The following is a 26,745-nucleotide window of genomic DNA, read 5'->3' on the forward strand; positions in this document are numbered from 1 at the left end:
ATCAACCATAGTTGAGGTGGGGTTGCGGGTTACGGTGCTAGATGTGACGTTGGGCTGCGACTCCGAGGTGGGTCGGCTGACTGCGGCCATCCTGCACCGGCCCGGCGCCGAGTTGCAGCGGTTGACGCCGCGCAACAACGATGCGCTGTTGTTCGACGGGTTGCCGTGGGTGGCCAGGGCTCAGGCCGAACACGACGCGTTCGCCGCGTTGTTGGCCGAGCGGGGCGTCGAGGTGATGCTGCTGGCCGATCTGCTGACCGAGGCGTTGTCGCACAGTGGCGCGGCGCGGATGCACGGGATCGCTGCGGCGGTCGATCCACGACGGCTGGGTTTGCCGCTGGCGCAGGAACTTTCGGCGTACCTTCGCGCGCTGGAGCCCGCACCGCTGGCCCATGTGCTGATGGCGGGTATGACGTTCAACGAGTTGCCGCTCTCGGGTGCGGAGCTGTCGCTGGTTCGGCGGATGCATCACGGGGGTGACTTCGTCATCGATCCGCTGCCGAATCTGTTGTTCACTCGCGACTCGTCGTTCTGGATCGGCCCGAGAGTGGCGATCACGTCGCTGGCGCTGCCGGCGCGGGTGCGCGAGACCTCGCTGACCGACGTGATTTACGCGCATCACCCGCGATTCCTCGGTGTTCGGCGGGCCTATGAGTCGCGGTCGGCGCCGGTCGAGGGCGGAGACGTGCTGCTGCTCGCGCCTGGTGTGGTGGCGGTCGGGGTGGGGGAGCGGACCACGCCGGCGGGTGCGGAAGCGTTGGCGCGCAGCCTGTTCGACGACGACCTGGCCCACACCGTGCTCGCGGTGCCGATCGCGCAGTCGCGAGCGCAGATGCATCTCGACACGGTGTGCACGATGGTCGACGTCGACGCGGTGGTGATGTACCCACCGGTCGTGGACTCGTTGTCGGCGTTCACGATTCATCGTGACGGGAACGGCGGAGTGCGCATCGACGACGAGGTGCCGTTCATCGACGCCGCCGCGACGGCGATGGGTATCGACCGGTTACGCGTCATCGCCACGGGGTTGGACCCGGTGACGGCCGAGCGTGAGCAGTGGGACGACGGCAACAACACGCTCGCGCTCGCGCCGGGTGTGGTGGCCGCCTACGAGCGCAACGTCGAAACCAATGCTCGGTTGGCGGATGCCGGTATCGAGGTGCTGCCGATCCAGGCCTCCGAACTGGGCACCGGCCGCGGCGGCCCGCGGTGTATGTCGTGCCCGGCCGGCCGCGACCCGCTGTAGCACCTGCAGTTTCGCGAGACGTACACCAGGGCCGTCAGCTTGCCGGCTCTCACGACCCTGGTGTACGCCTCGCGAGCGGAGACCATCCGCGACGCTCAGCGGCTTCCCGTAGCCGGTGCAGCGTGAAGCCGCGGCTGTGCTCCTTGACCACATGGATGTCGAGCCAACCCTGACTCTCGACCATCGCGTTGCGTCCGATGTCATGAACGAATCGAGGTCGGTCGGTCTGATGCTGCTCACCGTCATAGTCCAACGCGATCATCGGCTCGTCCCAACCCATGTCGAGGAAAGCCTCGGCGGCACCGTCGCAAACCCGGATCTGTGTGCGAGGCCGTGGATACCCTGCGTCCAGGACGAGGAGGCGCAACCACGTCTCCTTCGGCGACTGAGCACCGCCGTCCATCAGGTCCAGTGCGATGCGAGCGCGCTTCATCCCCCGCCAACCGCGATACCGCTCTACGAGCGGCGCTACGTCGTCCACCTTCACGCCGGTCGCCGCCGCTAATGCGTCGAGGTGCCTTACGGCTAAGTCGCGGTGCAGGTGTCGAGCCAGATCCAGCGCTGTGCGAGCCGGTGTGGTGACTGCGAGTTCACCGATCGTGCAGATCTCATCCCAATCGATCCGTTCATTCCGAACGACCACACCTGATCTGAGTCGCTCACGCGGGCCAATCAAGTCGATCACCGTTCCGGGTGAGACCCATTGGGCTCCATGAAGTGAAGCCGCCGCTCGCCCGGCGACGATGCCCCGCCGATTGCTCCAGAGCCAAGCCGCGTGCGCCTCGAGCTGGAGCGATGGCAAGGCGGCCCGTGGCACGTATACGCGGGGGTGAACAGACCTGTAGCGCCAGCGTAGCTGGCTGCGAGTGAGACCGCCCTCAAGTAGTTCGTTGCCGAGAACTGCTCGTTCCATGCGCCGATGCTGGGTGCGCGCACTGACAAGTCGACTCACGATTCGCGATATCTACACCAGGGCTGTGGATAACTCGTCGACTGCGACCCTCGTGTGTGTTTCGCGAAAACAACTAGTGTCCGAGAGCCGATTAGCGTGGCTTCTGCGGCGACGGCTAACGCCAGGACGGCAGCCAGATCTGCATGTTCCAGGTGTTCTGCGATATCGGGATGCCGGTCAGGATCGGGTACATCCACGCGAAGTTCGTCAGCACCAGCGCGACATAACAACTCACCGCGATCAGCCCGAGCGTTCGGCGTTCGGCGTTCTGGTTCGGCTTGTGCAAGATGTCGCCGAGAATCAACGCGATCATCATCACCAGGAACGGCGCCATCGTCGCCGCATAGAAGAAGTACATCTGGCGGTCGATGTCGGCGAACCACGGCAGGAAGCCCGCGCTGTAGCCCACCAGCGCGACGCCATAACGCCAGTCGCGCTTGATGAATGCCCGCCACACCGCCCAGCCCAGCACCGGCACCGCCAGGAACCACATCGCGGGCGTGCCGACCAGCATCACGGCCTTCACGCACGATTGCGCGCCACACCCGGGCACGTCCTGGTTGTCGATGGCATAGAGCACCGGGCGCAACGACATCGGCCATGTCCACGGCTTCGATTCCCACGGGTGATGGTTTCCGTCGGCGTTGGTCAAGCCGGAGTGAAACCGGTACGCGGCATGCGTGTAGTGCCACAGCGAGCGCAACGCATCGGGGATCGGCAACACGCTGTCCGGGCCGATCGACTGCCCGACTTCATGGCGGTTGATGGCCGTCTCCGAGGCGAACCACGGCGTGTACGACGCGAGGTACACCCCGAACGGGATGAGCACCAGCGCGTACAGCGACGGTCCCAGATCGCGACGGAATGCGCCCAGCCACGGTCGCGTGACGCGGTACTGACGGCGCGCGAGAATGTCGAAGACCATCGTCATGACGCCGAAGAACGCGATGAAGTAGACGCCCGACCACTTTGTGGCGCAGGCCAATCCGAGCAGAACCCCCGCGCCGAACCGCCACCACCGGACCCCGAGCCTCGGCCCCCACACCGTCTCGCCGATGCGGCCCTCCAACAGCGCGATATGCATCCGCTCGCGCACCTGGTCCCGGTCGACGATGAGGCACCCGAACGCGGCCACCACGAACGTCACCAGGAACCCGTCGAGCAGCGCGGTCCGCGAGGCGACGAAGCTGACCCCGTCGGCGATCACCAGCAGTCCCGCGATGCCACCCACCAACGTCGAACGGCTGATGCGTCGCGTGATCCGCGCGACCAGGATGACGACGATCACGCCGCACACGGCGCCGGAGAACCTCCAGCCCAGCCCGTTGTAGCCGAACAGCGCCTCGCCGATCGCGATCAACTGCTTGCCGAGTGGCGGGTGCACCACCAGGCCGTAGCCCGGGTTGTCCTCGACGCCGTGGTTGTGCAGCATCTGCCAGGCCTGCGGCGCGTAGTGCTTCTCGTCGAAGACCGGGGTGCCGGCGTCGGTTGGCGATCCGAGATTGAGGAACCGCGTCACCGCGGCCAGCGCGCCGATGACGGCGGTCATCACCCAGCCCTGGAGCCGGTCTACCGGGCCGAAGTCCGCGGCGGGCACCTGCGGCGCTGGGCTGATGACCGGGACCGCGCGCGGCGCTTTGGTGGCGGGGGCGGTCACGAGAGCGATCGTAGGCTGTCGGCATGAGCCCCGGACGACTGCTCATCGGCGCCACGCCGCTGGGCCAGCCCTCCGACGCCTCGGCGCGGCTGGTCGGCGCGCTGGGCAGCGCCGACGTCATCGCCGCCGAGGACACCCGCCGGGTCCGCACGCTGGCCCAGTCGCTGGAGGTGAGGCTGACCGCGAAGGTGGTCAGCCTCTACGACCAGAACGAGGCGTCGCGGATCGCGGGCCTGCTCGACGGGATCCGGTCAGGCGCGACGGTGCTGCTGGTCAGCGACGCCGGTATGCCGTTGATCAGCGACCCCGGCTATCGCCTTGTGACGGCGTGCATCGACGCCGGGCTCACGGTCGCCTGCCTGCCGGGCCCGTCGGCGGTGACGACGGCGCTGGCGGTCTCCGGGCTACCGGCCGAGAGGTTCTGCTTCGAGGGGTTTGCACCCCGCAAGCAGACCGCCCGCAAGACGTGGCTGACGACGTTGGCGACCGAGCAGCGCACCTGTGTGTTCTTCGAGTCGCCCCGCCGGTTGGCCGGCACGCTCGCCGACGCGGTCGAGGTGCTCGGGCCGGACCGCCGCGCCGTGGTGTGCCGGGAGCTGACCAAGACGCACGAGGAGATCGTCCGGGGCCGGCTGGACGAGCTCTCCGACTGGGCCGCCGACGGGGTGCTCGGCGAGATCACCGTCGTGCTGGCCGGCGCCGTCCCGAAAGCGGACCTCGAGACCCTGGTGGCCGCGGTCCACAAGTTGGTCGACGACGGCGCGCGGGTCAAGGACGCCTGCGCCGACGTGGTCGCGGCGAACCCGGGCTCGCCGTCACGTCGTGAGCTCTACGACGCGGTGCTGCGGTCGCGTACGTGACGCGACGATCGGTGCCGCCTTGTGCAGGCATTCCTCCCACTCGCGATCCGGATCCGAGTCGGCGGTGATACCGCCGCCCACGCCGAGCACGGCATTGCCTGACGCGTCGAACTCCACCGTGCGGATCGCCACGTTGAGTTCGCACCCCGCCACCGGAGACGCCAGCCCGGCTGTGCCGCAATAGATTCCCCGCCTGACCGGTTCCCACTGCTCGAGCAGTTGGCGTGCCCGCGTCTTGGGTGTCCCGGTCACCGACGCCGGTGGGAACGTCGCGTCGAGCACCGTCGACATCGGCACGTCGACGGGCACGCGCGCGGACACCGTCGACACCAGATGCCACACCCCGGGCGCCGGTTGCACGACCAGCAGCTCGGGAACCGTGACGGTGCCGACATCGGCGACGCGGCCCAGGTCGTTGCGCACGAGGTCGACGATCATGATGTTCTCGGCGACATCCTTGACCGAGCCGCGCAACGCGTCCGGATCGGCCGAACGCGGCAGTGTGCCCTTGATCGGGCTCGACGCGATGTGCTCACCGCGCCTGCGCAGGAACAGTTCCGGCGACAACGACGCCACCGCCCCCCAGCTCCCCGCGAGGTACGCGGCACGCGCGGGCGACGTGCGGTGCACGGCGTCGGCGAAGAAGTCGAGCGGCGAGCCCTCCAGTCGGCCGCGGAACTGCGTGCACACGCACGCCTGGTAGACCTCCCCGGCGGCGATCGCGTCGAGGCAGTCCAGCATCCCCCGGCGATGCGCACCGCGATCGGCTTCGCCCCACTCGACGTGCGACGGCCGTGGCTCGACCGGCACCCGCAGCGCGTCGGCCACCCACCCGGGAAGCGTTGCGTCGGAGAGGCTTTCGAACCACCATCGCCCGTCGCCGTCCTGGCGCAGCACGCAGTCGGACCAGCCGCCCGCAGCCTCGGGAATCCGCGGACCGAGACCGTCGGCCGCCGCATCCGGATACGACAGAAAACCGAACCAGCCGCCCCCGACCGCCTCGCCATCACCCGACCCGCAGGGAATGTCGAAGGTACGCGACGCGTCGACCGGCGCGGCATCGACCGTCGGCGCGATGACCGCGCCCGAGCCGAACCACTCGCCGATCAGCGCGGCAGGTGGCGCCAGCCCGCGATCGGCCGCGGCGTATCCGACGGCGCGCAGAACCGCTTGGGCGCTGCCGAGGTCGCCGAGCAGGTCGATGCGCACCGACTCAGCTTGTCAGATGCTCCGCGTGACTTCCCGCGGGATCTCCACCCCGGTCAACTTGTCCGGGTTGCGCATCACGTAGAAGTGCGAGATCCGGCCATCGGTGATCTCGAGGTTGATGAGCCCCTCGAAGTGGTCGCCCAAGTAGAGCTTGAGCGCGGGCGCGTTGTTGTACATCGCCGGTTCCACCCGGCCGGCCTCGCCCGCCACCCGCACCAGCCCGATGAGCACCCGCGCGACCTTGTCGGCACCGACCACCGGCCGCCGCGCCGCGCTGACCTTGCCCGCCGAGTCGGCGGTCCACTGGACGTCATCGGTCAGCATCTCGAGCAGCGCATCGACGTCACCGGAGGACGCGGCCGCGAAGAACCGCTCCGTGATCTCCATCGACACCTTGGGATCGACGGGCTCGAACCGCTTCCGCCGCGACTGCACGTGTTCGCGGGCCCGGTGCGCCATCTGTCGCACGGCCGCCGCCGACTTGCCCACCGCCTCGGAGATCTCGTCGTGTCCGAAACCGAACACCTCGCGCAACACAAACACCGCGCGCTCGTCCGGGCTCAGGGTCTCCAACACGACCAGCATCGCCATCGAGACCGACTCGGCGAGAACGACATCCGATGACGGGTCATGTGCGTCGAGCAGCAGCGGTTCGGGCAGCCACGGGCCGACGTACTCCTCGCGCCTCCGCGACTGTGCCCGCAGCGCGTTGAGCGACTGGCGGGTGACGAGCTGGGCGAGGTAGGCCTTGGTGTCGTGCACCTTGGCGAGGTCCACCTCGGCCCAGCGCAGGTAACTCTCCTGCAGCACGTCGTCGGCTTCGGTTGCGCTGCCGGTGATCTCGTAGGCGATCGTGAACAGCAGCGGACGCAGCACCGTGAACCGTTCGGCGTGTTCGTTACCCGTGTCGCTCATCGGATCGCCGACCTTTGACTCTGTGCCGACACCACCACGTGCTCGCGGCGCGGGTTCGTCTTCCAGGTGTAGGAGCCCGGCTTGTCGGCCTCGCCGCGGATCCACTTCAACGTCAAGCGGCACACCTGCTCTTTGACCAGGGCACCGGTGCGACCGCCGATGTACCACCGACGTGGGGTGTCATCGACGTCGGCGAACTGGAACGTACCTGCGTTGCGGCCCAGGCTGATGCACTGCCCGGCCATCGCGTGATTCACGGTGGCGGGGTCCTGTCCGGCGAGCCGCGCCAGCACCGTGTTCGCGGCTTGCGCGCCGAGCGGAAGGGCGGCCTGGCAGCTCATGCGCCACGGCACGTCCGACGGTGAAGCCGCATCTCCTGCGCCCACGATGCGCACGTCGTCGACGCTGGTCAGCGTTTCGTCGGTGAGGAGCCGTCCGAGCTCGTCGGTGGCCAGGCCGCTGGCGGCGGCCAGACCCGGCACGCCGAATCCGGCGGTCCACACCGTCACCGCGCTCGGCACCGCGCGGCCGTCGGCCACCACGACCCGGTCGGCCGTGACTTCCGCGACGGCGCTGCCCTCGACGACGACGACGCCCAACTTGGCCAACCGCTTGGCCACCGATCGGCGCCCGCTGGCCGCCAGCGAAGGCCCGAGGACATCTGTCACCAGCGTGACGGGGCGACCCGTCTCGGCCAGCTCTGCCGCGGTCTCGATCCCGGTCAACCCGCCGCCGACCACGACAACCGGCGCCGACTGCGGAACGTCGGCCATCCGCGCGGTCAGCCGCTGTGCCTGCTCCAATTCACTGAGGGGGTAGGCGAATTCGGCGGCCCCCGGCACCGCCGCCGGAACGGTGCCCGTGCTGCCGGCGGCGTACACCAGATAGTCGTAGGGCAACGACGCACCGGACGTCAGCGTGACGGTGCGGGCGGCCGGATTGATCCGTGAAGCTCCGTCGACGACGATCTGCACGGCGGGCGACAGCACGGCCGAGTAGTCGGCGACAGCGTCGTCGTTGCCGGCGACCAACTGGTGCAGGCGGATCCGTTCGACGAACTCGGCACGCGGGTTCACCAGCGTCACGCGGGCGTGCGGGGCGAGGCGATTGGCGGCCATCACGCCGGCGTAACCGCCGCCGATCACGACGACGTGGGTGCTGGGCTCGGTCATTTCGATCTCCTCGGGTCATCCGGCCTGCCGCGCCCGCCGGGGATGGCGGTTCGGCTCAGAGCCGGTCTGACCTCGAGACACCGGGCATCTCCGCAGTGTGACATCTCGAAGGAGAATGTGGCACAGGTCACTGCCTGCTGATGCTGCGGGGGGTCGTGATGCCCGTTAGCTTGTCCGGGTTGCGGATGGCGTACAGGTTGGTGATCTTGTCCTCGATCACCTCGAACACGAACAAGCCCTCGAGGTGGTCGCCGGTGTAGACGACGACGGCGGGCGCACTGTTGTAGACGGCCGTTTCGAAGCGGATCTCCGGTGTCTGTTTGGCCACCTCGAACAGCCGCGCCATGAGCGCGGCCACCGTGCGGGCGCCGACGACCGGCCTGCGGATCGCGGTGGCCTTGCCGCCGTGGTCGGCGGTCCAGGTGACGCCGGGCGACAGCAGCGACATCAAGCCGTCGATGTCACCGGTGGCCGCCGCGGCCAGGAACTGTTCGGTGATCTGCTCGGTCCGCTGCTCGTCCACCGGGCCGAAGCGGTTGCGCCGCGCGTGGACGTGTTCACGGGCGCGGTGCGCCATCTGGCGCACGGTCGACGCGGATCTGCCCACCGCGCCCGCAATCTCGTCGTACTCGAAGCCGAACACCTCACGCAGCACGAACACCGCGCGCTCGTCGGGGGTCAGCGTCTCGAGCAGCACCAGCATCGCCATCGACACCGATTCGGCCAGCACGACATCAGAAGACGCATCGCGTGACTCGAGTAGCAGCGGCTCCGGCAGCCACGGACCGATGTACTCCTCGCGGCGACGTGACCTGGCGCGCAGTGCGTTGAGCGCCTCGCGGGTCACCAACTGCGCCAGATACGACTTCGTATCGCGCACGGTGCTCAGATCGACGTCGGCCCAGCGGAGATAGCTGTCCTGCAGCACATCGTCGGATTCGGTTGCGCTGCCCAGGATCTCGTAGGCGATCGTGAACAACAGCGGCCGAAGGACGGTGAACCGCTCGGCATGGTCTCCCGGTGTGGTGGTCACTTCTACGTGACCACCTTCGCAGCGGGAACCGGCTGCTGGGGACGGGGGCCGCCCTTGAGCCAGAACGTCCAGGCCGGCTTGCGCGCCGAGCGTCGCATCGCCCACAGGGTGCCCTTGCAGACCGCCTCTTTGAACTTGGCGACCGCCCGACCCGCGAAATAGACGCCCACCGGGGTGTCGTCCTTGCGGGTGAACTGCAGCGTCGCGGTGCGGCGCCCCAGGCTGATGCAGGATCCGGTGTACGCGTACTCGAATGCGGCGGGCGTCGCGCCCGCGATGCGGCTCAGCACGGTGTTCGCCGCCTGCGGAGCGAGTTGCGTTGCCGTGGCACAGCACATCCGCAGCGGCTGATCTGACGGAGCCGCACAGTCACCGGCCGCGACGATACGCTCGTCGTCCACGCTCGTCAGTGTCTCGTCGGTGATGAGGCGACCGATCGCGTCGGTACGCAGTCCGCTCGCCGCCGCGAGTTCAGGAACACCGAACCCGGCGGTCCAGACGGTGATCGCACTCGGGCGCACCGCTCCGTCGGCGAAAACCACCGCGCCGGCGCGTACCTCGGTGACCACGTCGGCCTCCATGACCGTCACGCCGAGCTTGGCAAGCGTCTTGGCCGTGGAGCGCCGGCCAGGTTCGGACAGCGACGGTGCAAGGCGCCCGCCGCACACCAGCGTCACGTTGCGGCCCTGCTCGGCGAGTTCCGAGGCGGTCTCGATGCCCGTCAGTCCGGCCCCCACGACGGTGACGGGTGCTGCGGGATGCAACCGCTCCAGTGCGGTGCGCAGTCGCTGTGCCTGCTCGAATTCCGCTATCGGGTAGGCGAACTCGGCCGCCCCGGGGATGGTTTTCGGCACCGTGCCGGTGCTGCCGACGGCGTAGACGACGTAGTCGTAGTCGAGCTCGCGCCCGGACGCCAGGCGCACGGTGCGCGCGGCGGTGTCGATGCGCGTCGCGGTGTCGACGACGAGCCGGATGCCTTCGCCGAGCAGCGTGCCGTAGTCGACTCCGGCGTCGTAACCGGCGGCCACCAGCTGGTGGAGCCGAATCCGTTCGACGAACTTCGGCCTGGGGTTGACCACCGTGACGTCGACGTCGGCGCGCATCCGCAGGTGGTTGGCCGCCAGGATTCCGGAGTAGCCGCCGCCGAGGACGACGACGCGGGTGTGGGCGGTGGAGTCTGTGCGTGCGATGAAATCAGTCATGCCCTCTAGACACCGGCCGGCGCCGGGGCGTGACAGTTTGTGACGCGCGTCACATCGACGTCAGACCAGGCCCAGTGCCAGCATCGCGTCGGCGACCCGGATGAACCCCGCGATGTTCGCGCCTGCCACGTAGTTGCCGGGTTGGCCGTACTCCTCGGCGGTGACCAGGCAGCGGTTGTGGATCCGCCGCATGATCTGCTCCAGGCGCTGTTCGGTTTCGACGAACGTCCACGAGTCCCGCGAGGCGTTCTGTTGCATCTCCAACGCGCTGGTGGCGACGCCACCGGCGTTGGCCGCCTTGCCCGGAGCGAACGTCACACCCGCGTTGGCGAAGTGCTTGAGCGCGGTTGGTGAGCACGGCATGTTCGCGCCTTCGGCGACGACGCGGCACCCGTTCTCGATCAATGCCAGCGCTTCGTCGCCGTTGATCTCGTTCTGCGTGGCGCACGGTATCGCGATCTCGCACGGAACGTCCCATACGTTGCGGTCGGCGACGAACTCCGCTGTGCCACCGCGCATCTCGACGTAGTCGGCGATCCGGCCGCGGCGCACCTCCTTGATCTCCTTGAGGACGTCGAGGTCGATGCCCTTCTCGTCGACGACGTAGCCGCTCGAATCCGAACACGCGACCACGGTGCCGCCCAGTTCCTGGATCTTCTCGATCGCATAGATCGCCACGTTGCCCGAACCGGACACCACGGCGCGCTTGCCCTCGAACGTGTCGTTGTTGGCCTTGAGGATCTCGTTGACGAAGAAGACCGTCCCGTAGCCCGTGGCCTCGGTGCGGACCTGCGAACCACCCCACGTCAGTCCCTTGCCCGTGAGGGTGCCCGACTCGTAGCGGTTGGTGATCCGCTTGTATTGGCCGAACAGGTAACCGATTTCACGCGTGCCCACGCCGGCGTCACCGGCGGGTACGTCGGTGTACTCACCGAGGTGGCGGTACAACTCGGTCATGAACGACTGACAGAACCGCATGATCTCGCTGTCGGAGCGGCCCTTGGGGTCGAAGTCGGCGCCGCCCTTGCCCCCGCCGATCGGCATGCCGGTCAGCGAGTTCTTGAAGATCTGTTCGAAGCCCAGGAACTTGACGATTCCGAGGTAGACCGACGGATGGAACCGCAGGCCGCCCTTGAACGGCCCCAGCGCGGAGTTGAACTCCACGCGGAAGCCGCGGTTGATCTGCACGGTGCCGCGGTCGTCGACCCAGGGCACCCGGAAGATGATCTGACGTTCGGGTTCGCACAGCCGCCGGATGACCTCGGAGTCGACGTATTCGGGGTGCTTCTCCACCACCGGTCCGAGGCTGTTGAGCACCTCGTAGACGGATTGATGGAATTCGGTCTCGCCTGCGTTGCGTTTGGCGACCTCTTCGTAGAGGTCGTGCAGTTTCTCGTGTAGTCCGTTCACTTTTCGAATCACTCAGCCTGGTAGCGGGGGAACACACCGGTCGGGGCCGGTAGGGCGGTGCCTGGCTTCAGCCGGGTGCTGATAGCGGCGAAGGTTCGTTCGTCGGGGTTCTGCCCGAGCAGATCGAGCAGCTTGGCCGACGAGTCGGGCATCACGGGCTGCGTCAGCAGCGCGGCGATCCGCACGACCTCGAGCGTCGTGTATAGCACTGTGCCGAACCGGCGCTGATCCTGCGCCGCCTCCGACTTGCGCAGCACCCACGGTTCCTGGGCGGAGAAGTACCTGTTCGCCGCGCCGAGGACCGACCAGATCGCCTCAAGCGCCAGGTGCATCGCGACGGCGTCGTAATGGCCACGCACCCGGTCGGTCAGCGCGTCGGCGGATTCGAGCAGGGCCGCGTCGTCGCCGGTGAGGTCCCCTGGCTCAGGGACGATCCCGTCGAGGTTCTTGGCCACCATCGACAGCGAGCGCTGCGCCAGGTTGCCCAACTCGTTGGCCAGGTCGGCGTTGATGCGGCCGATGATCGCGTCCTCGCTGTAGCTGCCGTCCTGACCGAACGGCACCTCGCGCAGGAAGAAATAGCGCACCTGGTCGAGCCCGAACGTGTCGACGAGGTTCACCGGGTCGATGATGTTGCCCACCGACTTGCTCATCTTCTCGCCGCGGTTGAGCACGAATCCGTGCGCGAAAACCCTGCGCGGCAACTCGATTCCCGCCGACATCAGAAACGCGGGCCAGTAGACGGTGTGGAACCGGATGATGTCCTTGCCGATCATGTGCAGATCGGCCGGCCAGTATCGCTTGAAGGCTTCCGACGAGGTGTCCGGGAAGCCGACGCCGGTCAGGTAGTTGGTCAGCGCGTCCACCCACACGTACATGACGTGGTCGGGATGGTCGGGCACCGGCACGCCCCAGTCGAACGTGGTGCGCGAGATCGACAGGTCTCTGAGCCCGCCGGAGACGAAGCTGACGACCTCGTTGCGCCGCACTTCGGGCTCGATGAACTCCGGGTGCGTCCGATAGTGCTCCAGCAAACGGTCCGTGTAGGCCGACAGCCGGAAGAAGTACGTCTGCTCCTCGGTCCAGGTCACGGGCGCGCCGGTCTCCACAGCGACCCGCACGCCGTCGGCGCCGGCGTTCGTCTCGGCGTCGGTGAAGAACCGTTCGTCGCGTACCGAGTACCAACCCTGGTAGGAGTCGAGGTAGATGTCGCCGGCGTCGTTCATCCGGCGCCAGATCTCCTTCGAGGCCTCGAAGTGGTCGGCGTCCGAGGTGCGGATGAACCGGTCGAACGAGATGTTCAGCTTCTCCTGCAGGCGTTCGAACACATCCGAGTTCTGCCGCGCCAGGTCGGCCGTGGGGATGCCCAGCGTTTTCGCCGCCTCGGCCATCTTCAGCCCGTGCACGTCGGTGCCGGTCAGGTACCGCACGTCGAATCCGTCCAGCCGCTTGAACCGGGCGATGGCGTCGGTGGCGATGTACTCGTAGGCGTGGCCGACGTGCGGATCGCCGTTCGGGTAGGCGATCGCGGTGGTGATGTAGAAGGGCGCGCCTGGGCTTGGCGCTTGCGCCCCGGGGACAGCGGTAGTCATTTCAACTCAGCTTATGGTGTGGCAGTGAACGCGAAGCGCTCAGGCGGAAGGGAGCGGCCCCCCGCTCCGGATCCGCTGAGCCCGCTGATCGACGCGCACACCCATCTCGACGCATGCGGTGCGTCGGACGCGGCCGAGGTCACCGCGATCGTCGACCGCGCGGCAGCGGTCGGCGTCCGGGCCGTCGTCACCATCGCCGACGACCTCGACTCCGCGCGCTGGGCCACCGAGGCCGCCGACGCCGACGAGCGGGTCTACGCCGCCGTCGCCCTGCATCCGACGCGGGCCGACGCCCTGACCGACGAGGCCAAGACCGTCGTCGAGCGACTGGCCGGGCATCCCCGCGTCGTCGCGATCGGCGAGACCGGCCTCGACCTGTACTGGCCCGGCAAGCTTGAAGGCTGCGCGGAACCGGCCACCCAACGGGACGCGTTCGCCTGGCACATCGACCTCGCCAAGCGGACCGGCAAGCCGCTGATGATCCACAACCGTGAGGCCGACGACCAAGTGCTCGACGTGCTGGCCGCCGAAGGCGCCCCCGACATCGTGATCTTCCACTGCTTCTCCTCGGGACCGGAGATGGCGCGTCGGTGCATCGACCAGGGCTGGCTACTGAGCCTGTCGGGCACCGTCAGCTTCAAGAACGCCCGAGCCCTGCGCGAAGCCGCACAGCTGATTCCGCCCGGGCAAATGCTGGTCGAGACCGACGCGCCGTTCCTGACGCCCCACCCGTACCGCGGCGCGCCCAACGAGCCGTACTGCCTTCCCTACACTGTGCGGGCGGTGGCGGAGATCGTCGGTAAGCCGGCGGAGGCCGTCGCACGCGAAACCACCACCACAGCCGAGCGCGCGTACGGCCTTGCGAGTTGCTGACTCGTGGCCTCTCCGTTACCGTGCTGTGACCGAAAGCGAAGCACCGCAAGGGCGCGGAGTTCCGTCCGATATCGGGGATATACGACGTTTTGAACACTTTCACAAAGCTCCACGAGGCGCGTTCACCGCTACTTCGTCTGCTGGTCGGTGCGACGTTGCTCGCACTCACCTTCGCCGGCGGTTACGCGATAGCTGCGCACAAGACCGTCACGCTGACCGTCGACGGGTCGTCGACGACGGTGGCGACCATGAAGTCGCGCGTGATCGACGTGGTCGAGGAGAACGGCTTCGAGGTCGGCGACCGCGACGACCTGTTCCCTGCCGCCGATCAGCCGGTGAACCAGGCCGACACCATCGTGCTGCGCCGCAGCCGTCCGCTTCAGCTCTCACTGGACGGCGAGGACAGCAAGCAGGTGTGGACGACCGCGTCGACGGTCGACGAGGCTCTCGCCCAGCTGGAGATGACCGACAAGGCGCCCGCGGCCGCCTCGCGCGCCAGCCGGGTTCCGCTGGCGGGAATGTCGCTGCCCGTGGTCAGTCCCAAGACCGTGTACATCGATGACGGCGGAGCGACGCGCAGCGTCACCCTGGCCGCCCCGAACGTCGCGGGTCTGCTCGCCGAGGCGGGCGCCCCGCTCGAGCAGCGTGACGCCGTGGTTCCGGCCGCATCGGCCCCCGTCACCGACGGTATGCACGTGCAGGTGACGCGCAACCGGATCGACAAGATCGCCGAGCGTGTGCCGCTGCCGCCCGGCCTCAAGCGCATCGAGGACCCGACGCTGAACCAGAGCCGCGAGGTCGTCGAGGACCCTGGGATGCCGGGCACCCAGGACGTGATCTTTGCCGTGGCGAAACTCAACGGTGTGGAGACCGGCAGGTTGCCAGTAGCCAATGTCGTTGTAACGCCGGCCCGTGAAGGAGTCGTGCGAGTGGGCACCAAACCCGGAACCGAGGTGCCGCCGGTGTCCAACGCAGCGACCTGGGACGCCCTTGCCCGGTGCGAAGCCGGAGGTAATTGGGCGATCAACACCGGCAACGGATATTACGGCGGCGTTCAATTCGACCAAAACACATGGGAGCGCAACGGCGGTCTGCGCTATGCTGCGAGAGCCGACTTGGCAACAAGAGAAGAACAAATCGCGATTGCTGAAGTCACTCGGGCGCGACAAGGGTGGGGCGCGTGGCCGACTTGTAGCGGGAGGATTGGTGCGCGCTGACCATTCGACTACTCGGGCGGACCGAGATACGACAACTGGCGAAGGCGATCGACTTTCGGCCGCGCAAATCGTTCGGCCAGAACTTCGTCCATGACGCCAACACCGTACGGCGAATCGTTTCGGCGTCCGGTGTCCACAAGCACGACCACGTTCTCGAGGTCGGGCCCGGACTGGGCTCGCTGACGCTGGCGTTGCTCGACCGCGGCGCGCGGGTGACCGCCGTCGAGATCGACCCCGTGCTGGCCCGGCAACTACCGACCACCATCGCCGAGCATTCGCACAGCGAGATCAACCGGCTCAGCGTGCTCAACCGCGACATACTCGGATTGCGCCGCGAAGAACTCGACGAGGAGCCGACGGCCCTGGTCGCCAACCTGCCCTACAACATCGCCGTGCCGGCGCTGCTGCATCTGATGGCCGAGTTCCCCTCGATCCGCACCGTGATGGTGATGGTGCAGGCCGAGGTGGCCGAGCGGCTCGCGGCCGAACCAGGCGGCAAGGATTACGGCGTTCCGAGTGCCAAGGTGCGCTTCTTCGGCAAGGTCCGCCGGCACGGCATGGTGTCGCCGACGGTGTTCTGGCCGATCCCCCGGGTGTACTCGGGTCTGGTCGGCATCGAGCGCTACGAGACGTCGCCGTGGCCGACCGACGAGAGCTTCCGTGAGCAGGTGTTCGAGCTGATCGACATCGGGTTCGCGCAGCGGCGCAAGACGGCGCGCAACGCGTTCGCCGAATGGGCGGGCTCGGGTAACGAGTCGGCCCGCAGGCTGCTCGCGGCCAGCATCGATCCCTCGCGCCGCGGTGAGACCCTGTCCATCGCCGACTTCGTCCGGCTGCTGCAACGGTCTGAAGAGGTCGACAAGCCGGTGGTTCGGGAAACCAAGGGCTCGATCAGCGTCCGCTGACCGCACGCACGATCAGCGCGACGAACTCCCGGCACGACTGGTAGCGGTCCGCGGGCGCCTTCGCCAGGGCTTTGGCCACGATCGAGTCGAAGGTGCGTGGCAGCCAGTCGAATTCAGCTGAGAACCGTGGTGGCGGGCGATGCAGGTGCGCCTCGACCAACCCGACTCGAGAATCGTCCCGAAACGGCGGTGACCCGGTGATCAGTTCGACCGCCGTGCAGGCCAGCGCGTATTCGTCGGTGGCTTCTGTCGGCGCCCGGCCCGCGATCAGCTCCGGCGCCGAGTACGGCAGCGAGGCCTCCACCTGCGAAGGGCGGCGGCCGATGTCGTCGGTGATCTCGACCGCCACCCCGAAGTCGATCAGCACGGCGTGCGAGCGGTCGGGCTCGACCAGGATGTTGGCGGGTTTGACGTCGCAGTGCACGATCGCGCGGTTGTGCATGTAGTCCAGCGCGTCGGCGATCTGGCCGAGGGCGGCGAGGCGGTCGGGGACCGTCGGCAGCTTCTGCACTCCGCCGCCCGCGACGTACTGCATCGTCAGCCACCCCGGGCCCCGCTCGTACACGGTGACGATGTGAGGGTGGTCGAGCCGGTCGGCGAACTCGAATTCACGCCGCAGCCGGGCCACGTGCGCTCGATCGCGAGCGTGTTCGGCGAGGACCTTCAACGCGACCACCCGCTGCGGGTTGTCCGCGGGATGCGCCAGGTAGACCGTGGCCGATCCGCCCTGGCCGAGGACCTCGTCGACCACGTAGTCGTCGAACCGGTCACCGGCGGACAGCACGAGCTCACACTAGTGCCGCCTCCTGCGCCGACTCGCGACACGACGACTGGTCGGCGACTCCTTTCGATAGTGTCGTGCCGTGCCGGGCTGGAACGGGAACACCGCCTCCGAGTGGGTGCCGACGGGGTCGGTCACCGTGCGAGTGCCCGGCAAGGTCAACCTCTATCTGGAGGTGGGTGACCGCCGCGACGACGGCTACCACGAGCTCACCACCGTGTTCCACGCCGTCTCGCTGCTCGACGAGATCACCGTCAGCAACGCCGACATGCTGTCGCTGGAAGTGTCCGGTGAAGGGGCCGAATCGCTGCCCGCCGACGAGCGCAACCTCGCGTGGCAGGCGGCTGAGTTGATGGCCGAACACGTGGGGCGGGCACCCGATGTTGCGATCTCGATCGAGAAATCCATCCCGGTGGCCGGCGGAATGGCCGGCGGTAGCGCTGACGCGGCGGCGGTGCTGGTCGCGATGAACACGCTGTGGGAGTTGGGCGTGCCGCGCCGCGATCTGCATGCGCTGGCGGCCCGGCTGGGCAGCGACGTGCCGTTCGCCCTGCACGGGGGGACCGCGTTGGGCACCGGGCGCGGTGAGGAGCTGGCGACGGTGCTGGCCCGCACGACGTTTCACTGGGTGCTGGCCTTTGCCGACGGCGGGTTGTCGACGCCGGCGGTGTTCGCCGAGATCGACCGGCTGCGCGACTCTGCGGGGCCGAATCGCGAACCACCGCCGCGCCTCGAGGATGCCGAACCGGTGCTGGCCGCGCTGGCCTCCGGCGATCCGGCTCAACTCGCCCCGCTGCTCGGCAACGACCTGCAGCCCGCCGCGCTGAGCCTCGATCCGGGGTTGCGCCGCACGCTGCGCGCGGGCACCGAGGCCGGAGCATTGGCAGGCATCGTGTCCGGGTCCGGGCCGACGTGCGCTTTTCTGTGCGCCTCGGCGGGTCAAGCGGTCGACGTCGGCGCGCAGTTGGCGGGCGCGGGCGTGTGTCGCACCGTGCGAGTGGCCAGCGGGCCCGTCCAGGGTGCGCGGGTGGTGCCGACGCCGTCGACCTCGGCGTGACCTCGTGTCGCCCGGGGAACAGTTCGGTCACGAGAGGGTGTGACCCAGTTCTCAATAATCGCGAGAGTTTGGCGGCTACTTAAGAGTTGCCTAAGATGGCCGATGGTGAAGATTAGCTGTCATGCATCGGAGACGACTTTCTTTCCCGCCGGGACCTCGGTGGGCGCCTCGTCGGATATGGCGAAGGCCTCGGTGCATCACCAATTCGAGACGAAACCGCTCCCGACTCGTGTGCGCGCCTTCGCGACCGCATCCCTGATCAGGCGGAGCATATGACGAGGATTTTTGCGCTGAGCCTCATGCCGCAGGCGCAGCGGCTCCAGGAACCGAGGAGGGTGTCGTGAGCCGATTCACCGAGAAGATGTACCGCAATGCCCGCACCGTGACGACGGGCATGGTCACCGGTGAACCGTACGAACCCGTCCGCCACACCTGGGGCGAGGTGCACGAGCGCGCCCGCTGCATCGCAGGCGGCCTCGAGAAGGCCGGTATCGGACTCGGCGACGCGGTCGGCGTGCTGGCCGGCTTCCCCGTGGAGATCGCCCCGACCGCCCAAGGCCTGTGGATGCGCGGCGCCAGCCTGACCATGCTGCACCAGCCCACCCCGCGCACCGACCTCGCGGTCTGGGCCGAGGACACGATGAACGTGGTGCGGATGATCGAGGCCAAGGCCGTCATCGTCTCCGAACCCTTCATGGTCGCCATCCCGGTGCTCCAAGAGCAGGGCATCACGGTCCTCACCGTGTCGGACCTGATGGCCTCCGATCCGATCGACCCGATCGACGTCGGCGAGGACGATCTGGCGCTGATGCAGCTGACCTCCGGCTCCACGGGCTCGCCCAAGGCGGTCCAGATCACGCACCGCAACATCTACTCCAACGCCGAGGCGATGTTCATCGGCGCCGAGTACGACGTCGAGAAGGACGTCATGGTCAGCTGGCTGCCGTGCTTCCACGACATGGGCATGGTCGGCTTCCTGACCATCCCGATGTACTTCGGCGCGGAACTGGTCAAGGTCACCCCCCTGGACTTCCTGCGCGACACCCTGCTGTGGGCCAAGCTCATCGACAAGTACAAGGGCACGATGACCGCGGCGCCGAACTTCGCCTATGCGCTGTTCGCCAAGCGGTTGCGCCGTCAGGCCAAGCCGGGTGAGTTCGACCTGTCCACGCTGCGGTTCGCGCTGTCGGGCGCCGAGCCCGTCGAGCCCGCCGACGTCGAGGACCTGCTGGACGCCGGCAAGCCGTTCGGTCTGAAGCCCGACGCCATTCTGCCCGCCTATGGCATGGCCGAGACCACGCTGGCGGTGTCGTTCTCTCCGTGCGGCGCGGGTCTGGTGGTCGACGAGGTCGACGCCGATCTGCTGGCCGCGCTGCGCCGCGCCGTGCCCGCGACCAAGGGCAACACCCGTCGGCTGGCCTCGTTGGGACCCCTGCTGCGCGACCTCGAGGCCCGCGTCATCGACGAGCAGGGCAACGTGATGCCGCCGCGCGGCGTCGGTGTGATCGAGCTTCGCGGTGAATCCCTGACTCCGGGCTACATCACCATGGGCGGATTCATCCCGGCGCAGGACGAGCACGGCTGGTACGACACCGGCGACCTCGGCTACATCACCGACGAAGGCAACATCGTCGTGTGCGGCCGGGTCAAGGACGTGATCATCATGGCCGGCCGCAACATCTACCCGACCGACATCGAGCGCGCCGCATGCCGTGTCGAGGGGGTCCGGCCGGGATGCGCCGTCGCGGTGCGCCTCGACGCGGGCCACTCGCGGGAGACGTTCGCCGTCGCCGTGGAGTCCAACGCCTGGCAGGATCCCGTCGAGGTGCGCCGGATCGAGCAGCAGGTCGCCCACGAGGTGGTCGGCGAGGTCGACGTGCGTCCGCGCAACGTCGTCGTGCTGGGACCCGGCACCATCCCGAAGACACCGTCGGGCAAGCTGCGCCGCAGCAACTCCGTCTCGCTCGTCACCTAGTCCCCTAGGTGCGCGAGCGGCCGTGTTTGCACACGGGCACGCCGCGTAGCGCCTGCAATTTGCGGTCGCTCGCCACGTAATGAGCAGTCCGTGAGTGGCGATACGTTCGGTGTCATGCCTTCCGCTCCCGCCATCGAGGCGATCGATCTTGTAAAGCGCTTCGGCGACGGCGAGCCGGCCGTCGACGGCGTCAGCTTCACCGTTCCCCCCGGTACGGTGCTCGGACTGCTGGGCCCGAACGGCGCCGGCAAGACCACCACCGTGCGCATGATGACGACGTTGACCGCACCGACCAGCGGCACCGCCCGCGTCGCCGGCTACGACGTCGTCCGCGAACCCGATCAGGTGCGCCGCAACATGGGCCTGACCGGGCAGGTCGCCACCGTCGACGAGCTGCTCACCGGCCGCGAGAACATCCGGATGATCGGCGGGCTCTACGGCATCCGCAAGAAGGACCTCACCAAGCTGGGTGATCAACTGCTGGAACAGTTCTCGATCGCCGACGCCGCCGATCGCGTGGTGAAGTCCTACTCGGGCGGTATGCGTCGCCGGCTCGATCTCGCGGTGAGCCTGCTCGCCTCGCCGCCGGTGTTGTTCCTCGACGAGCCGACCACCGGCCTGGACCCTCGCAGCCGCAGCGAATTATGGGACGCGCTAAGGGGTCTCGTCGACGGGGGCACCACGCTGCTGCTGACCACGCAGTACCTTGAAGAGGCCGATCAGCTGGCCGACAACATCCTGGTGATCGACAAGGGGCGCATCATCGCCGAGGGTTCGCCGCTTGCGCTCAAACAGCAGGCAGGCAACGCCAGCCTGGTCGTCACCGTGACGAACGCCGAGGACCTCTCCGCGGCCGAGGCGCTGCTCGCCGCGGACGGTAGCGAAGTGTTCGTCAACGCAGGTGCACGCGAATTGACCGCGGCCGCCGAGGGTCTCGATGACATGATCCGCGTCGCGGGCATGCTGCGCGACAACGACATCGCCGTCGACGACATCGGGTTGTCGCGACCCAGCCTCGACGACGTCTTCCTCTCGCTGACCGGTCACCGCAGCGAGGAGGAGGACGGTACATGACCATCGGAGGTGACATGACGACCGTGGCGCCACCGGCACACGCCCCCAGGCGACGGGTCGCGATTCGACGGACCAACATCGCCCAGCAGTCTTGGATCATGGTCAAGCGCAACATGATCCACACCAAGCGCATGCCCGAGATGCTGAGCGACGTCACCACCCAGCCCATCATGTTCGTGTTGCTGTTCGCGTTCGTTTTCGGCGCGTCGATACCTAACCCGGGAGGCACCAACTACCGTGAGTTCCTGCTGCCGGGCATCCAGGCGCAAACCATCGTGTTCTCGGCATTCGTCGTGGCATCCGGTATCACCGCCGACATCGAGAAGGGCATCATCGACCGGTTCCGCTCGCTGCCCATTTCGCGATCGTCGGTGCTCATCGGTCGCAGCATCGCCAGCCTGATCCACTCGTCGCTGGGCGTGGTGGTGATGGCGCTGACGGGCCTGGCGATCGGCTGGCGCATCCGCGGCAGCGTCGCCGAGGCGGTGCTGGCCTTCGCTCTGGTCCTGGTCTTCGGTTTCGGAATGATCTGGTTCGGCATCCTGATCGGCTCACTGCTGCGCACCGTCGAGGCCGTCAACGGCGTGATGTTCACCGTCTTGTTCCCGATCACGTTCCTGGCCAACACATTTGTCCCGACCGAGCCGATGCCTCACTGGCTGCGGGTCATCGCGGAGTGGAACCCGGTGTCGTCGCTGGCTCAGGCGATGCGCGAACTGTGGGGCAACGGCGGACCCGCGCCCGACAGTGCGCAGCTGCCGCTGCACCATCCGGTGCTGGCCACCATCCTGTGGTCCCTGCTGCTGACGGCGGTCTTCGCGCCGTTCGCCCTACGCGCCTACGCCCGCCGCACCGGCAGCTAGGCGCGAATCGCGGCCACCGTCCATGCGGGCAGGATCGGCGCCCTGGTGAGGAAGTGCTCCGACTGCCCGGTCGCCCGCAACAGGACCTGCGTCCGCAGGATGCAACACCCCATGCGGACCATCGCGAATATCTCGTACCAGTCGAGATCTTCGAGCGGCCTTCCGAGCATCTCCTCGTAGCGTCCGACAACCGAAGCGCGGCTGTCGAAGCCTTCCAGTTCGGGGTCGAGGTCCAAGCCGTTGACCTCGAGCATCTGCTTGCGGGTGGCCAGCCACCACGCGACATCGGCTTCGGCGGGGCAGACGCAGGCCTGCTCCCAGTCCAGGGCGCCGACAAGTTCGCCGGAGTCGTCGAAGATCGCGTTGGACAACCGCGCATCGCCCCAGCAGATGCTCAAATGGGTTGTGGCGGAGGGTGTGCGGCGTGTCAGCCAGTCGAAAGCTTCGGTGATGACATCGGGGACCTGGTCATCAGTGCCCCATCTGACGTACTCCCGCCACCACTCGAGTTCGGCGCTGACGCCGACTCCCTCGGGTCGGGCCAGCCACGGGGCCTGTTCGGGTGGCACCCGATGCAGGCGCGCCATCGTTTCCAGGAATGAGTCGTGCACTCGGCGCTGCACGGTCATGCCGGCGTCGTGCAGCCAACCGCGCGTGGCATAGCTGGTGTCCGACGGTGTGTGGCCGACGATCCGTGGCATTACAAGGAATTTCGACCCGATCCACGACTCGTCGGGCTCGTAGACGATCGGTGACGGCGTCGCGACACCGTGTTCGTGGAGGAGTCGCTGCGTCGCGGACTGGGCGTCGAGGTCGTATTCGGGAAAGATCCCGCCGCCGGCAGGCGGTATCCGGATGACGTGCTCGCTGGTGCGTCCGCCGGTTTCGACGGTGAACACCAGCGTTTCGCTCGACCACCCCGCGGCCCGGTTCGCCGGCCGTAGTTCGGAGAGGACCACCTCGTCGGTGTGCCGGTCGTCGAACCAGTCCCGCAGCCTGGCACGGGTGGCCTCGAGGTCGCGTCTGACCAGAGCGATGCCCGCCATGGAGAAAGGCTTACACGCTGCCGGTGAGATGTAAAGAAGAACCCTGTTACATCCGATGGTCCGTATGTAATACGCTCGCGAAGTGACCCGACCGCAGGCGCTCACCTTCGGCGACATCTCCGACCACGACCGGCCACTGGCTGTCCTGGTCCACGGCTTCCCCGACACCCCGTTCACGTGGCGCCACCTGGGACCGCATCTGGCCGGCCACGGCTATCGCGTCATCGCACCGTGGCTCCCCGGATACGACGCACCGATCGGGCACCCGGTCAGCGTGGGCACGTACGTGCGCCACGTACGCCGGGTCGCCCACGCGAGGGGAGCCGACGACCGCGCGGTGCTGATCGGTCACGACTGGGGTGCGCACGCGGGTTACGGCGTGGTCGCGGGCCCCGCCCCGGTGTTCGGGCGTTTCGTGGCGCTCGCCGTACCGCCGATCGGTGTGCTGGCGACCGGCCTGTTCACCTATCGGCAGCTCAAACGGTCGTTCTACATCTGGTTCATCCAGCAGGTCGGGTTGGCCGAGGCGGCGGTGCTCGCGCCGGGATTCTGGGAGTCCCTGTGGGCGGACTGGTCACCGGGATACGACTGCGCTGAAGACATCGCCGAACTGCGCAGGCACGTCACCGCCGAGAACGTCGCCGACGGCGTCGGGCCGTACCGCGCATCGTTCAATCCGGAGTTCGGCGATCCCGAAGTCGCCGACGAGACCGCGGCGACGGCCGTGCCGCCCCCGGTCCCGACGCTCTATCTGCATGGCCGCAACGACGGGGCGATAGGCGCCGAGCTGCTCGGGAAACTGGACGAGTACCTGCCGACCGCTGGGTCGTCGCACGAAGTCATCGACGGGGTCGGACACTTCCTGCACCTCGAACAGCCCGAGCTGATCGCGGCCAAGATCAGCGACTGGCTGGACGCGGGCTGAGCGATGCTGAACGGCCGTTGCGCGCGGCGTCGAGACCTGCGGCGTGGCGCAGTTCGGCGAGGAAGTTCTCGGGGCTGGCTCCTCCGAGCAGGTAGTGGCACACCGCGATGCGCACCACGGCCGCCGCGGCGACGTCCTTGTTGTCGCCGGGGATGATCCGTGCGATCCGCTCGTGCATGATCGGCAGCACCCGCCTCATTTGATGGAGCACGTGATCGGGTTCGGTATCGGCGAGCGATCCGAGGGAGTAGGTGCTCTGGAACTCGACGATGAAGCGCAACGCCGCATCGAGGCGGTCGCTGTCCACGAGGCCCGCCATCGCGTTCGCGATTCCCGCATCGAAATTGTCCTGTTCGTAGAGGCCGAACGCCTCGAGCAACCCCTCCTTGGAACCGAAGTGGCGGTACAGCGTCGGGCGGGAGACGCCCGCTTGGGCGGCGACATCGGACAGCTGCAGCTTCCGCCGACCGTCACGAGCCAGCACGACGAAAGTGGCCGCGAGGATGCGCCGCCGCGTCGACTGCTCGGAATCCTCGGTGTGGGCCACGATCAACCTTTACATCTGCAGGGTCAAATGTCACACTAGCGCTACATCAAGCCCGAGCACCCCATTGACGGGTGAGTTACCGGATGCGCAGTGCCACGTCCGGTGCGGAGGAGAGCAACGGTGACCGACCTCGTCGTCCGCAAGATCGGATGGGAGTTCGACGCCTCAGTGCCGTTCATGTGGCAGCCGGCCAACCCGAATTTCGGACTGTTCTGCAATGCGTTCACGTTCATCGCGGTGCCCTTCGAGCGCTACATCGTCAGCGCGGTGCGGATGGCCGCTGACCGGTTGGCCGAAAGTCCCGGCGTCGCGGAGGAAGCCGAGGGGTTCCTCAAGCAGGAAGCCCAGCATGCCGCCGCGCATCGCAAGCACATGCTCGCGCTGATCGACCGCTACCCCGACCTCGAGCAGTGCTACGCCGACGCCTGCGCGGCCTACGACGAGCTGCTGAGGAACGAGCCGGTCGCCTTCCACCTCGCCTACGTCGCCAACCTCGAAGCCACGTTCACCCCGCTGTTCAAAGTGATTCTGGACCACCGAGATTCGCTGTTCGGCGGGGGCGATGTCCGGGTCGCCTCGCTGATGATGTGGCACTTCGTCGAGGAGATCGAGCACCGCAGTTCGGGGCTGATCCTGTGCAATCACGTCAACCCCCACCCGTGGTCCCGCGTCAAGCACATCAAGAGGACGTTCAGCCATGTCGCCGCCATCGCCGACGCGATCGCGACGGTGTTCGACGAGGTCGTCCCGATCGAGGATCGCGGCGTCTCCACCCGCGAGTTGTTGTCGGGTGGCTTTCTGACCGGTGAACTCAAACACCGCCTGCCCATCCTGCGCCGCCGACGCGAGGGCGGGGGAGCACCCACGATCTTCCAACCGGTGCCGACCGCCGACCTGGCGAAAATGGTGTGGCGGCTGGCGCTTTCGCAGACGCCGTACCACGATCCGGCCGATCAGCCGCTGCCCGCGTGGGCGCAGACCTGGATGCGCGCCTACGACGACGGCGCAGATATGACGACGTTCGCCCGGTCGTCGTCCACCACGGGAAGGTGACATCGATTGTTGACGACGAACTACGGCGGTCTGGTGCCCGAAGACGAGTCGCTCACCCACCAGATCGTCGACACGTTCGCAACGGTCAGCCAATCGGATCCGTCGTGGACGGAGAAGATCTGGACGCTCGCGCATGCACGGGACAACTCGCTGCAGGTTGTGCTCGGCGTCGGGAAGTACACCAACCGTGGCGTGTTCGACGGTGCGGCCGGGGTCTGCCGCGGCACCGAGCAGTGGACCGTGCGCGGCGGGCGCCGCCTATCGGCCGATCCCTCCTCGACCGCCGTCGGGCCGATTCGCTATCGCGTGCTCGAGCCGCTGCGGTCGATTCAGGTGAGCCTCGAGCCGTCCGAACACGCGCCGATCTCCTTCGACGTCGTCATGCAGGGCAGCTTCGATGCGGCGCTGGAGGATCCATGGCCCGACCGCAGCCCGGATGGCTACCGCGTCTCCCATAATGTGTTGCGCTACCACCAGATCGGCGTGGCGTCCGGCTGGGTCGAGGTCGAAGGTCGTCGCACCGAGATTCGGCCCGACGAGTGGATATCGGTGCGCGACCATTCTTGGGGACTGCGACCCGGGGTCGGTAAACCCATCGCCGGCCTGCCTCGTGGTGGGCGCAAGATCAAGCAGATGTTCATGACCTGGCTGCCGATGACGCTGACGCGCCCCGACGGATCGGCGTACTCGCTGTTCGTGATGTATCAGGAGGAGCGTGGCGACGGTTTTCTCGAAATACGTTGCCAGGCAGAGCAACAGAACGACGACGGCACATCGCACCGGTTTGTCTCGGTGGAACAGGATCTGCACTTCAACGACGAGAACCGGCGACTGACCCACGGCACCGTCACGTTGATCGACTCCGACGGATCGCGGCGACCGCTGACGATCACCGCGGCCGGACCGACGGGCTTTCACCTCGGCACGGCCGGCTACTACGGCTGGAACGACTGGGTCTACGGCCAGTGGGTGGGCGATCTGCGCGTGGAGGGCTACCACGTGACCGACTGCGACACCGCGGACAACGCGCGCAAGCTGCATCAGCTGCGGGATCTGCTGGTCCGCGTGGAAGATCCGGTGGGTGGCGGTTCCGGGCTCGGCAACGCCGAGACGTTCGCGCTGGGGGAGTTCCCGGAGCGAGGGCTCACCGCCGAGAACTCGTTCCTCTGAACCAGAAACGA

General features: G+C 67.6%; 24 protein-coding genes. 12 read left to right on the forward strand and 12 right to left on the reverse strand.

The genetic code is table 11. The features are described from left to right. Positions 1–34 precede the first annotated feature (34 nt). On the forward strand, positions 35–1,246 hold the full coding sequence (gene arcA, locus AU192_RS21530; RefSeq protein ID WP_120275758.1) for an arginine deiminase: 1,212 nt from the start codon (positions 35–37) through the stop codon (positions 1,244–1,246). 49 nt (positions 1,247–1,295) lie between these two features. Here the strand turns inward: arcA and AU192_RS21535 are convergent, their stop codons facing one another. Then, positions 1,296–2,159, reverse strand: a complete 864-nt coding sequence (locus tag AU192_RS21535; protein ID WP_064399540.1) for a type IV toxin-antitoxin system AbiEi family antitoxin — start codon at positions 2,157–2,159, stop codon at positions 1,296–1,298. 154 nt (positions 2,160–2,313) lie between these two features. Then, positions 2,314–3,855: a dolichyl-phosphate-mannose--protein mannosyltransferase gene (locus AU192_RS21540; RefSeq protein ID WP_064399541.1), complete on the reverse strand. Its 1,542-nt coding sequence runs from the start codon at positions 3,853–3,855 to the stop codon at positions 2,314–2,316. A gap of 23 nt (positions 3,856–3,878) precedes the next feature. On the opposite strand from AU192_RS21540, the gene rsmI reads away from it, so the two are divergent. After that, positions 3,879–4,715 (forward strand): 16S rRNA (cytidine(1402)-2'-O)-methyltransferase, encoded by an 837-nt coding sequence (gene rsmI / locus AU192_RS21545; RefSeq protein WP_064399542.1) that lies wholly within the window; start codon positions 3,879–3,881, stop codon positions 4,713–4,715. Here rsmI and AU192_RS21550 read toward each other — a convergent pair. The 7 genes from AU192_RS21550 to metG form a co-directional block, all read right to left on the reverse strand. After that, the gene (locus AU192_RS21550; protein ID WP_064399543.1) at positions 4,671–5,924 is read right to left on the reverse strand and encodes an aminodeoxychorismate synthase component I; all 1,254 of its coding nucleotides are present in this window, start codon (positions 5,922–5,924) and stop codon (positions 4,671–4,673) included. The genes rsmI and AU192_RS21550 overlap by 45 nt on opposite strands. Positions 5,925–5,936: 12 nt before the next feature. Beyond that, positions 5,937–6,839 carry an RNA polymerase sigma-70 factor gene (locus AU192_RS21555; RefSeq protein ID WP_064399544.1) on the reverse strand — a complete coding sequence of 301 codons (903 nt, stop codon included), beginning with the start codon at positions 6,837–6,839 and terminating at the stop codon, positions 5,937–5,939. Then, positions 6,836–8,011 carry an NAD(P)/FAD-dependent oxidoreductase gene (locus AU192_RS21560; protein WP_064399545.1) on the reverse strand — a complete coding sequence of 392 codons (1,176 nt, stop codon included), beginning with the start codon at positions 8,009–8,011 and terminating at the stop codon, positions 6,836–6,838. The genes AU192_RS21555 and AU192_RS21560 overlap by 4 nt, the downstream gene beginning before the upstream one ends. Positions 8,012–8,138: 127 nt before the next feature. Next, entirely contained in the window at positions 8,139–9,044 is a 906-nt protein-coding gene (sigJ, locus tag AU192_RS21565; protein WP_064399546.1) for an RNA polymerase sigma factor SigJ, read from the reverse strand. A 2-nt stretch (positions 9,045–9,046) separates the two neighbouring features. Further along, complete coding sequence (locus AU192_RS21570; protein ID WP_064399547.1) at positions 9,047–10,246, reverse strand: NAD(P)/FAD-dependent oxidoreductase; 1,200 nt, start codon at positions 10,244–10,246, stop codon at positions 9,047–9,049. A 60-nt stretch (positions 10,247–10,306) separates the two neighbouring features. Then, complete coding sequence (gene gdhA, locus AU192_RS21575) at positions 10,307–11,656, reverse strand: NADP-specific glutamate dehydrogenase (protein ID WP_064399548.1); 1,350 nt, start codon at positions 11,654–11,656, stop codon at positions 10,307–10,309. Between the two features lie 8 nt (positions 11,657–11,664). Further along, the gene (gene metG, locus AU192_RS21580; RefSeq protein WP_064399549.1) at positions 11,665–13,248 is read right to left on the reverse strand and encodes a methionine--tRNA ligase; all 1,584 of its coding nucleotides are present in this window, start codon (positions 13,246–13,248) and stop codon (positions 11,665–11,667) included. A 24-nt stretch (positions 13,249–13,272) separates the two neighbouring features. Between metG and AU192_RS21585 the strand changes: the two genes are divergently transcribed. The 3 genes from AU192_RS21585 to rsmA all read left to right on the forward strand — a co-directional run bounded on the left by AU192_RS21585 (position 13,273) and on the right by rsmA (position 16,243). After that, positions 13,273–14,121 carry a TatD family hydrolase gene (locus AU192_RS21585; RefSeq protein ID WP_064399550.1) on the forward strand — a complete coding sequence of 283 codons (849 nt, stop codon included), beginning with the start codon at positions 13,273–13,275 and terminating at the stop codon, positions 14,119–14,121. Positions 14,122–14,210: 89 nt separating this feature from the next. Continuing rightward, complete coding sequence (locus AU192_RS21590; RefSeq protein ID WP_064399551.1) at positions 14,211–15,338, forward strand: resuscitation-promoting factor; 1,128 nt, start codon at positions 14,211–14,213, stop codon at positions 15,336–15,338. After that, positions 15,335–16,243: a 16S rRNA (adenine(1518)-N(6)/adenine(1519)-N(6))-dimethyltransferase RsmA gene (rsmA, locus tag AU192_RS21595; RefSeq protein WP_064399552.1), complete on the forward strand. Its 909-nt coding sequence runs from the start codon at positions 15,335–15,337 to the stop codon at positions 16,241–16,243. The genes AU192_RS21590 and rsmA overlap by 4 nt, the downstream gene beginning before the upstream one ends. Here the strand turns inward: rsmA and AU192_RS21600 are convergent. Then, the gene (locus AU192_RS21600) at positions 16,230–17,027 is read right to left on the reverse strand and encodes a serine/threonine-protein kinase (protein WP_064399553.1); all 798 of its coding nucleotides are present in this window, start codon (positions 17,025–17,027) and stop codon (positions 16,230–16,232) included. The genes rsmA and AU192_RS21600 overlap by 14 nt on opposite strands. A gap of 79 nt (positions 17,028–17,106) precedes the next feature. Here AU192_RS21600 and AU192_RS21605 point away from each other — a divergent pair, with 79 nt between their 5' ends. From AU192_RS21605 to AU192_RS21620, 4 genes are all read left to right on the forward strand, one after another. Continuing rightward, positions 17,107–18,081 carry a 4-(cytidine 5'-diphospho)-2-C-methyl-D-erythritol kinase gene (locus AU192_RS21605; protein ID WP_064399554.1) on the forward strand — a complete coding sequence of 325 codons (975 nt, stop codon included), beginning with the start codon at positions 17,107–17,109 and terminating at the stop codon, positions 18,079–18,081. Positions 18,082–18,421: 340 nt separating this feature from the next. Beyond that, positions 18,422–20,056, forward strand: coding sequence for a fatty acyl-AMP ligase (locus tag AU192_RS21610; RefSeq protein WP_064399555.1), 1,635 nt, complete (start codon positions 18,422–18,424; stop codon positions 20,054–20,056). Positions 20,057–20,170: 114 nt separating this feature from the next. Further along, positions 20,171–21,130: an ATP-binding cassette domain-containing protein gene (locus tag AU192_RS21615; protein WP_064399556.1), complete on the forward strand. Its 960-nt coding sequence runs from the start codon at positions 20,171–20,173 to the stop codon at positions 21,128–21,130. Positions 21,131–21,144: 14 nt separating this feature from the next. Then, positions 21,145–21,993, forward strand: a complete 849-nt coding sequence (locus AU192_RS21620) for an ABC transporter permease (protein WP_064399620.1) — start codon at positions 21,145–21,147, stop codon at positions 21,991–21,993. On the opposite strand, the gene AU192_RS21625 is transcribed toward AU192_RS21620, so the two are convergent. Continuing rightward, the gene (locus AU192_RS21625; protein WP_064399557.1) at positions 21,990–23,039 is read right to left on the reverse strand and encodes a phosphotransferase family protein; all 1,050 of its coding nucleotides are present in this window, start codon (positions 23,037–23,039) and stop codon (positions 21,990–21,992) included. The genes AU192_RS21620 and AU192_RS21625 overlap by 4 nt on opposite strands. Before the next feature lie 82 nt (positions 23,040–23,121). Here AU192_RS21625 and AU192_RS21630 point away from each other — a divergent pair, with 82 nt between their 5' ends. Further along, the gene (locus tag AU192_RS21630; protein ID WP_064399558.1) at positions 23,122–23,964 is read left to right on the forward strand and encodes an alpha/beta fold hydrolase; all 843 of its coding nucleotides are present in this window, start codon (positions 23,122–23,124) and stop codon (positions 23,962–23,964) included. Here AU192_RS21630 and AU192_RS21635 read toward each other — a convergent pair. Beyond that, entirely contained in the window at positions 23,939–24,511 is a 573-nt protein-coding gene (locus AU192_RS21635) for a TetR/AcrR family transcriptional regulator (RefSeq protein WP_233151321.1), read from the reverse strand. The genes AU192_RS21630 and AU192_RS21635 overlap by 26 nt on opposite strands. Positions 24,512–24,631: 120 nt before the next feature. Here AU192_RS21635 and AU192_RS21640 point away from each other — a divergent pair, with 120 nt between their 5' ends. Together AU192_RS21640 and AU192_RS21645 are read left to right on the forward strand one after the other, a co-directional pair. After that, positions 24,632–25,564 (forward strand): metal-dependent hydrolase, encoded by a 933-nt coding sequence (locus AU192_RS21640; RefSeq protein WP_064399560.1) that lies wholly within the window; start codon positions 24,632–24,634, stop codon positions 25,562–25,564. 9 nt (positions 25,565–25,573) lie between these two features. Further along, positions 25,574–26,734 (forward strand): Rv3169 family protein, encoded by a 1,161-nt coding sequence (locus AU192_RS21645; RefSeq protein WP_242656992.1) that lies wholly within the window; start codon positions 25,574–25,576, stop codon positions 26,732–26,734. The last annotated feature ends 11 nt before the right edge of the window (positions 26,735–26,745 follow it).

It is taken from the genome of Mycobacterium lehmannii, from assembly GCF_001499925.1.
Classification (GTDB): domain Bacteria; phylum Actinomycetota; class Actinomycetes; order Mycobacteriales; family Mycobacteriaceae; genus Mycobacterium; species Mycobacterium lehmannii.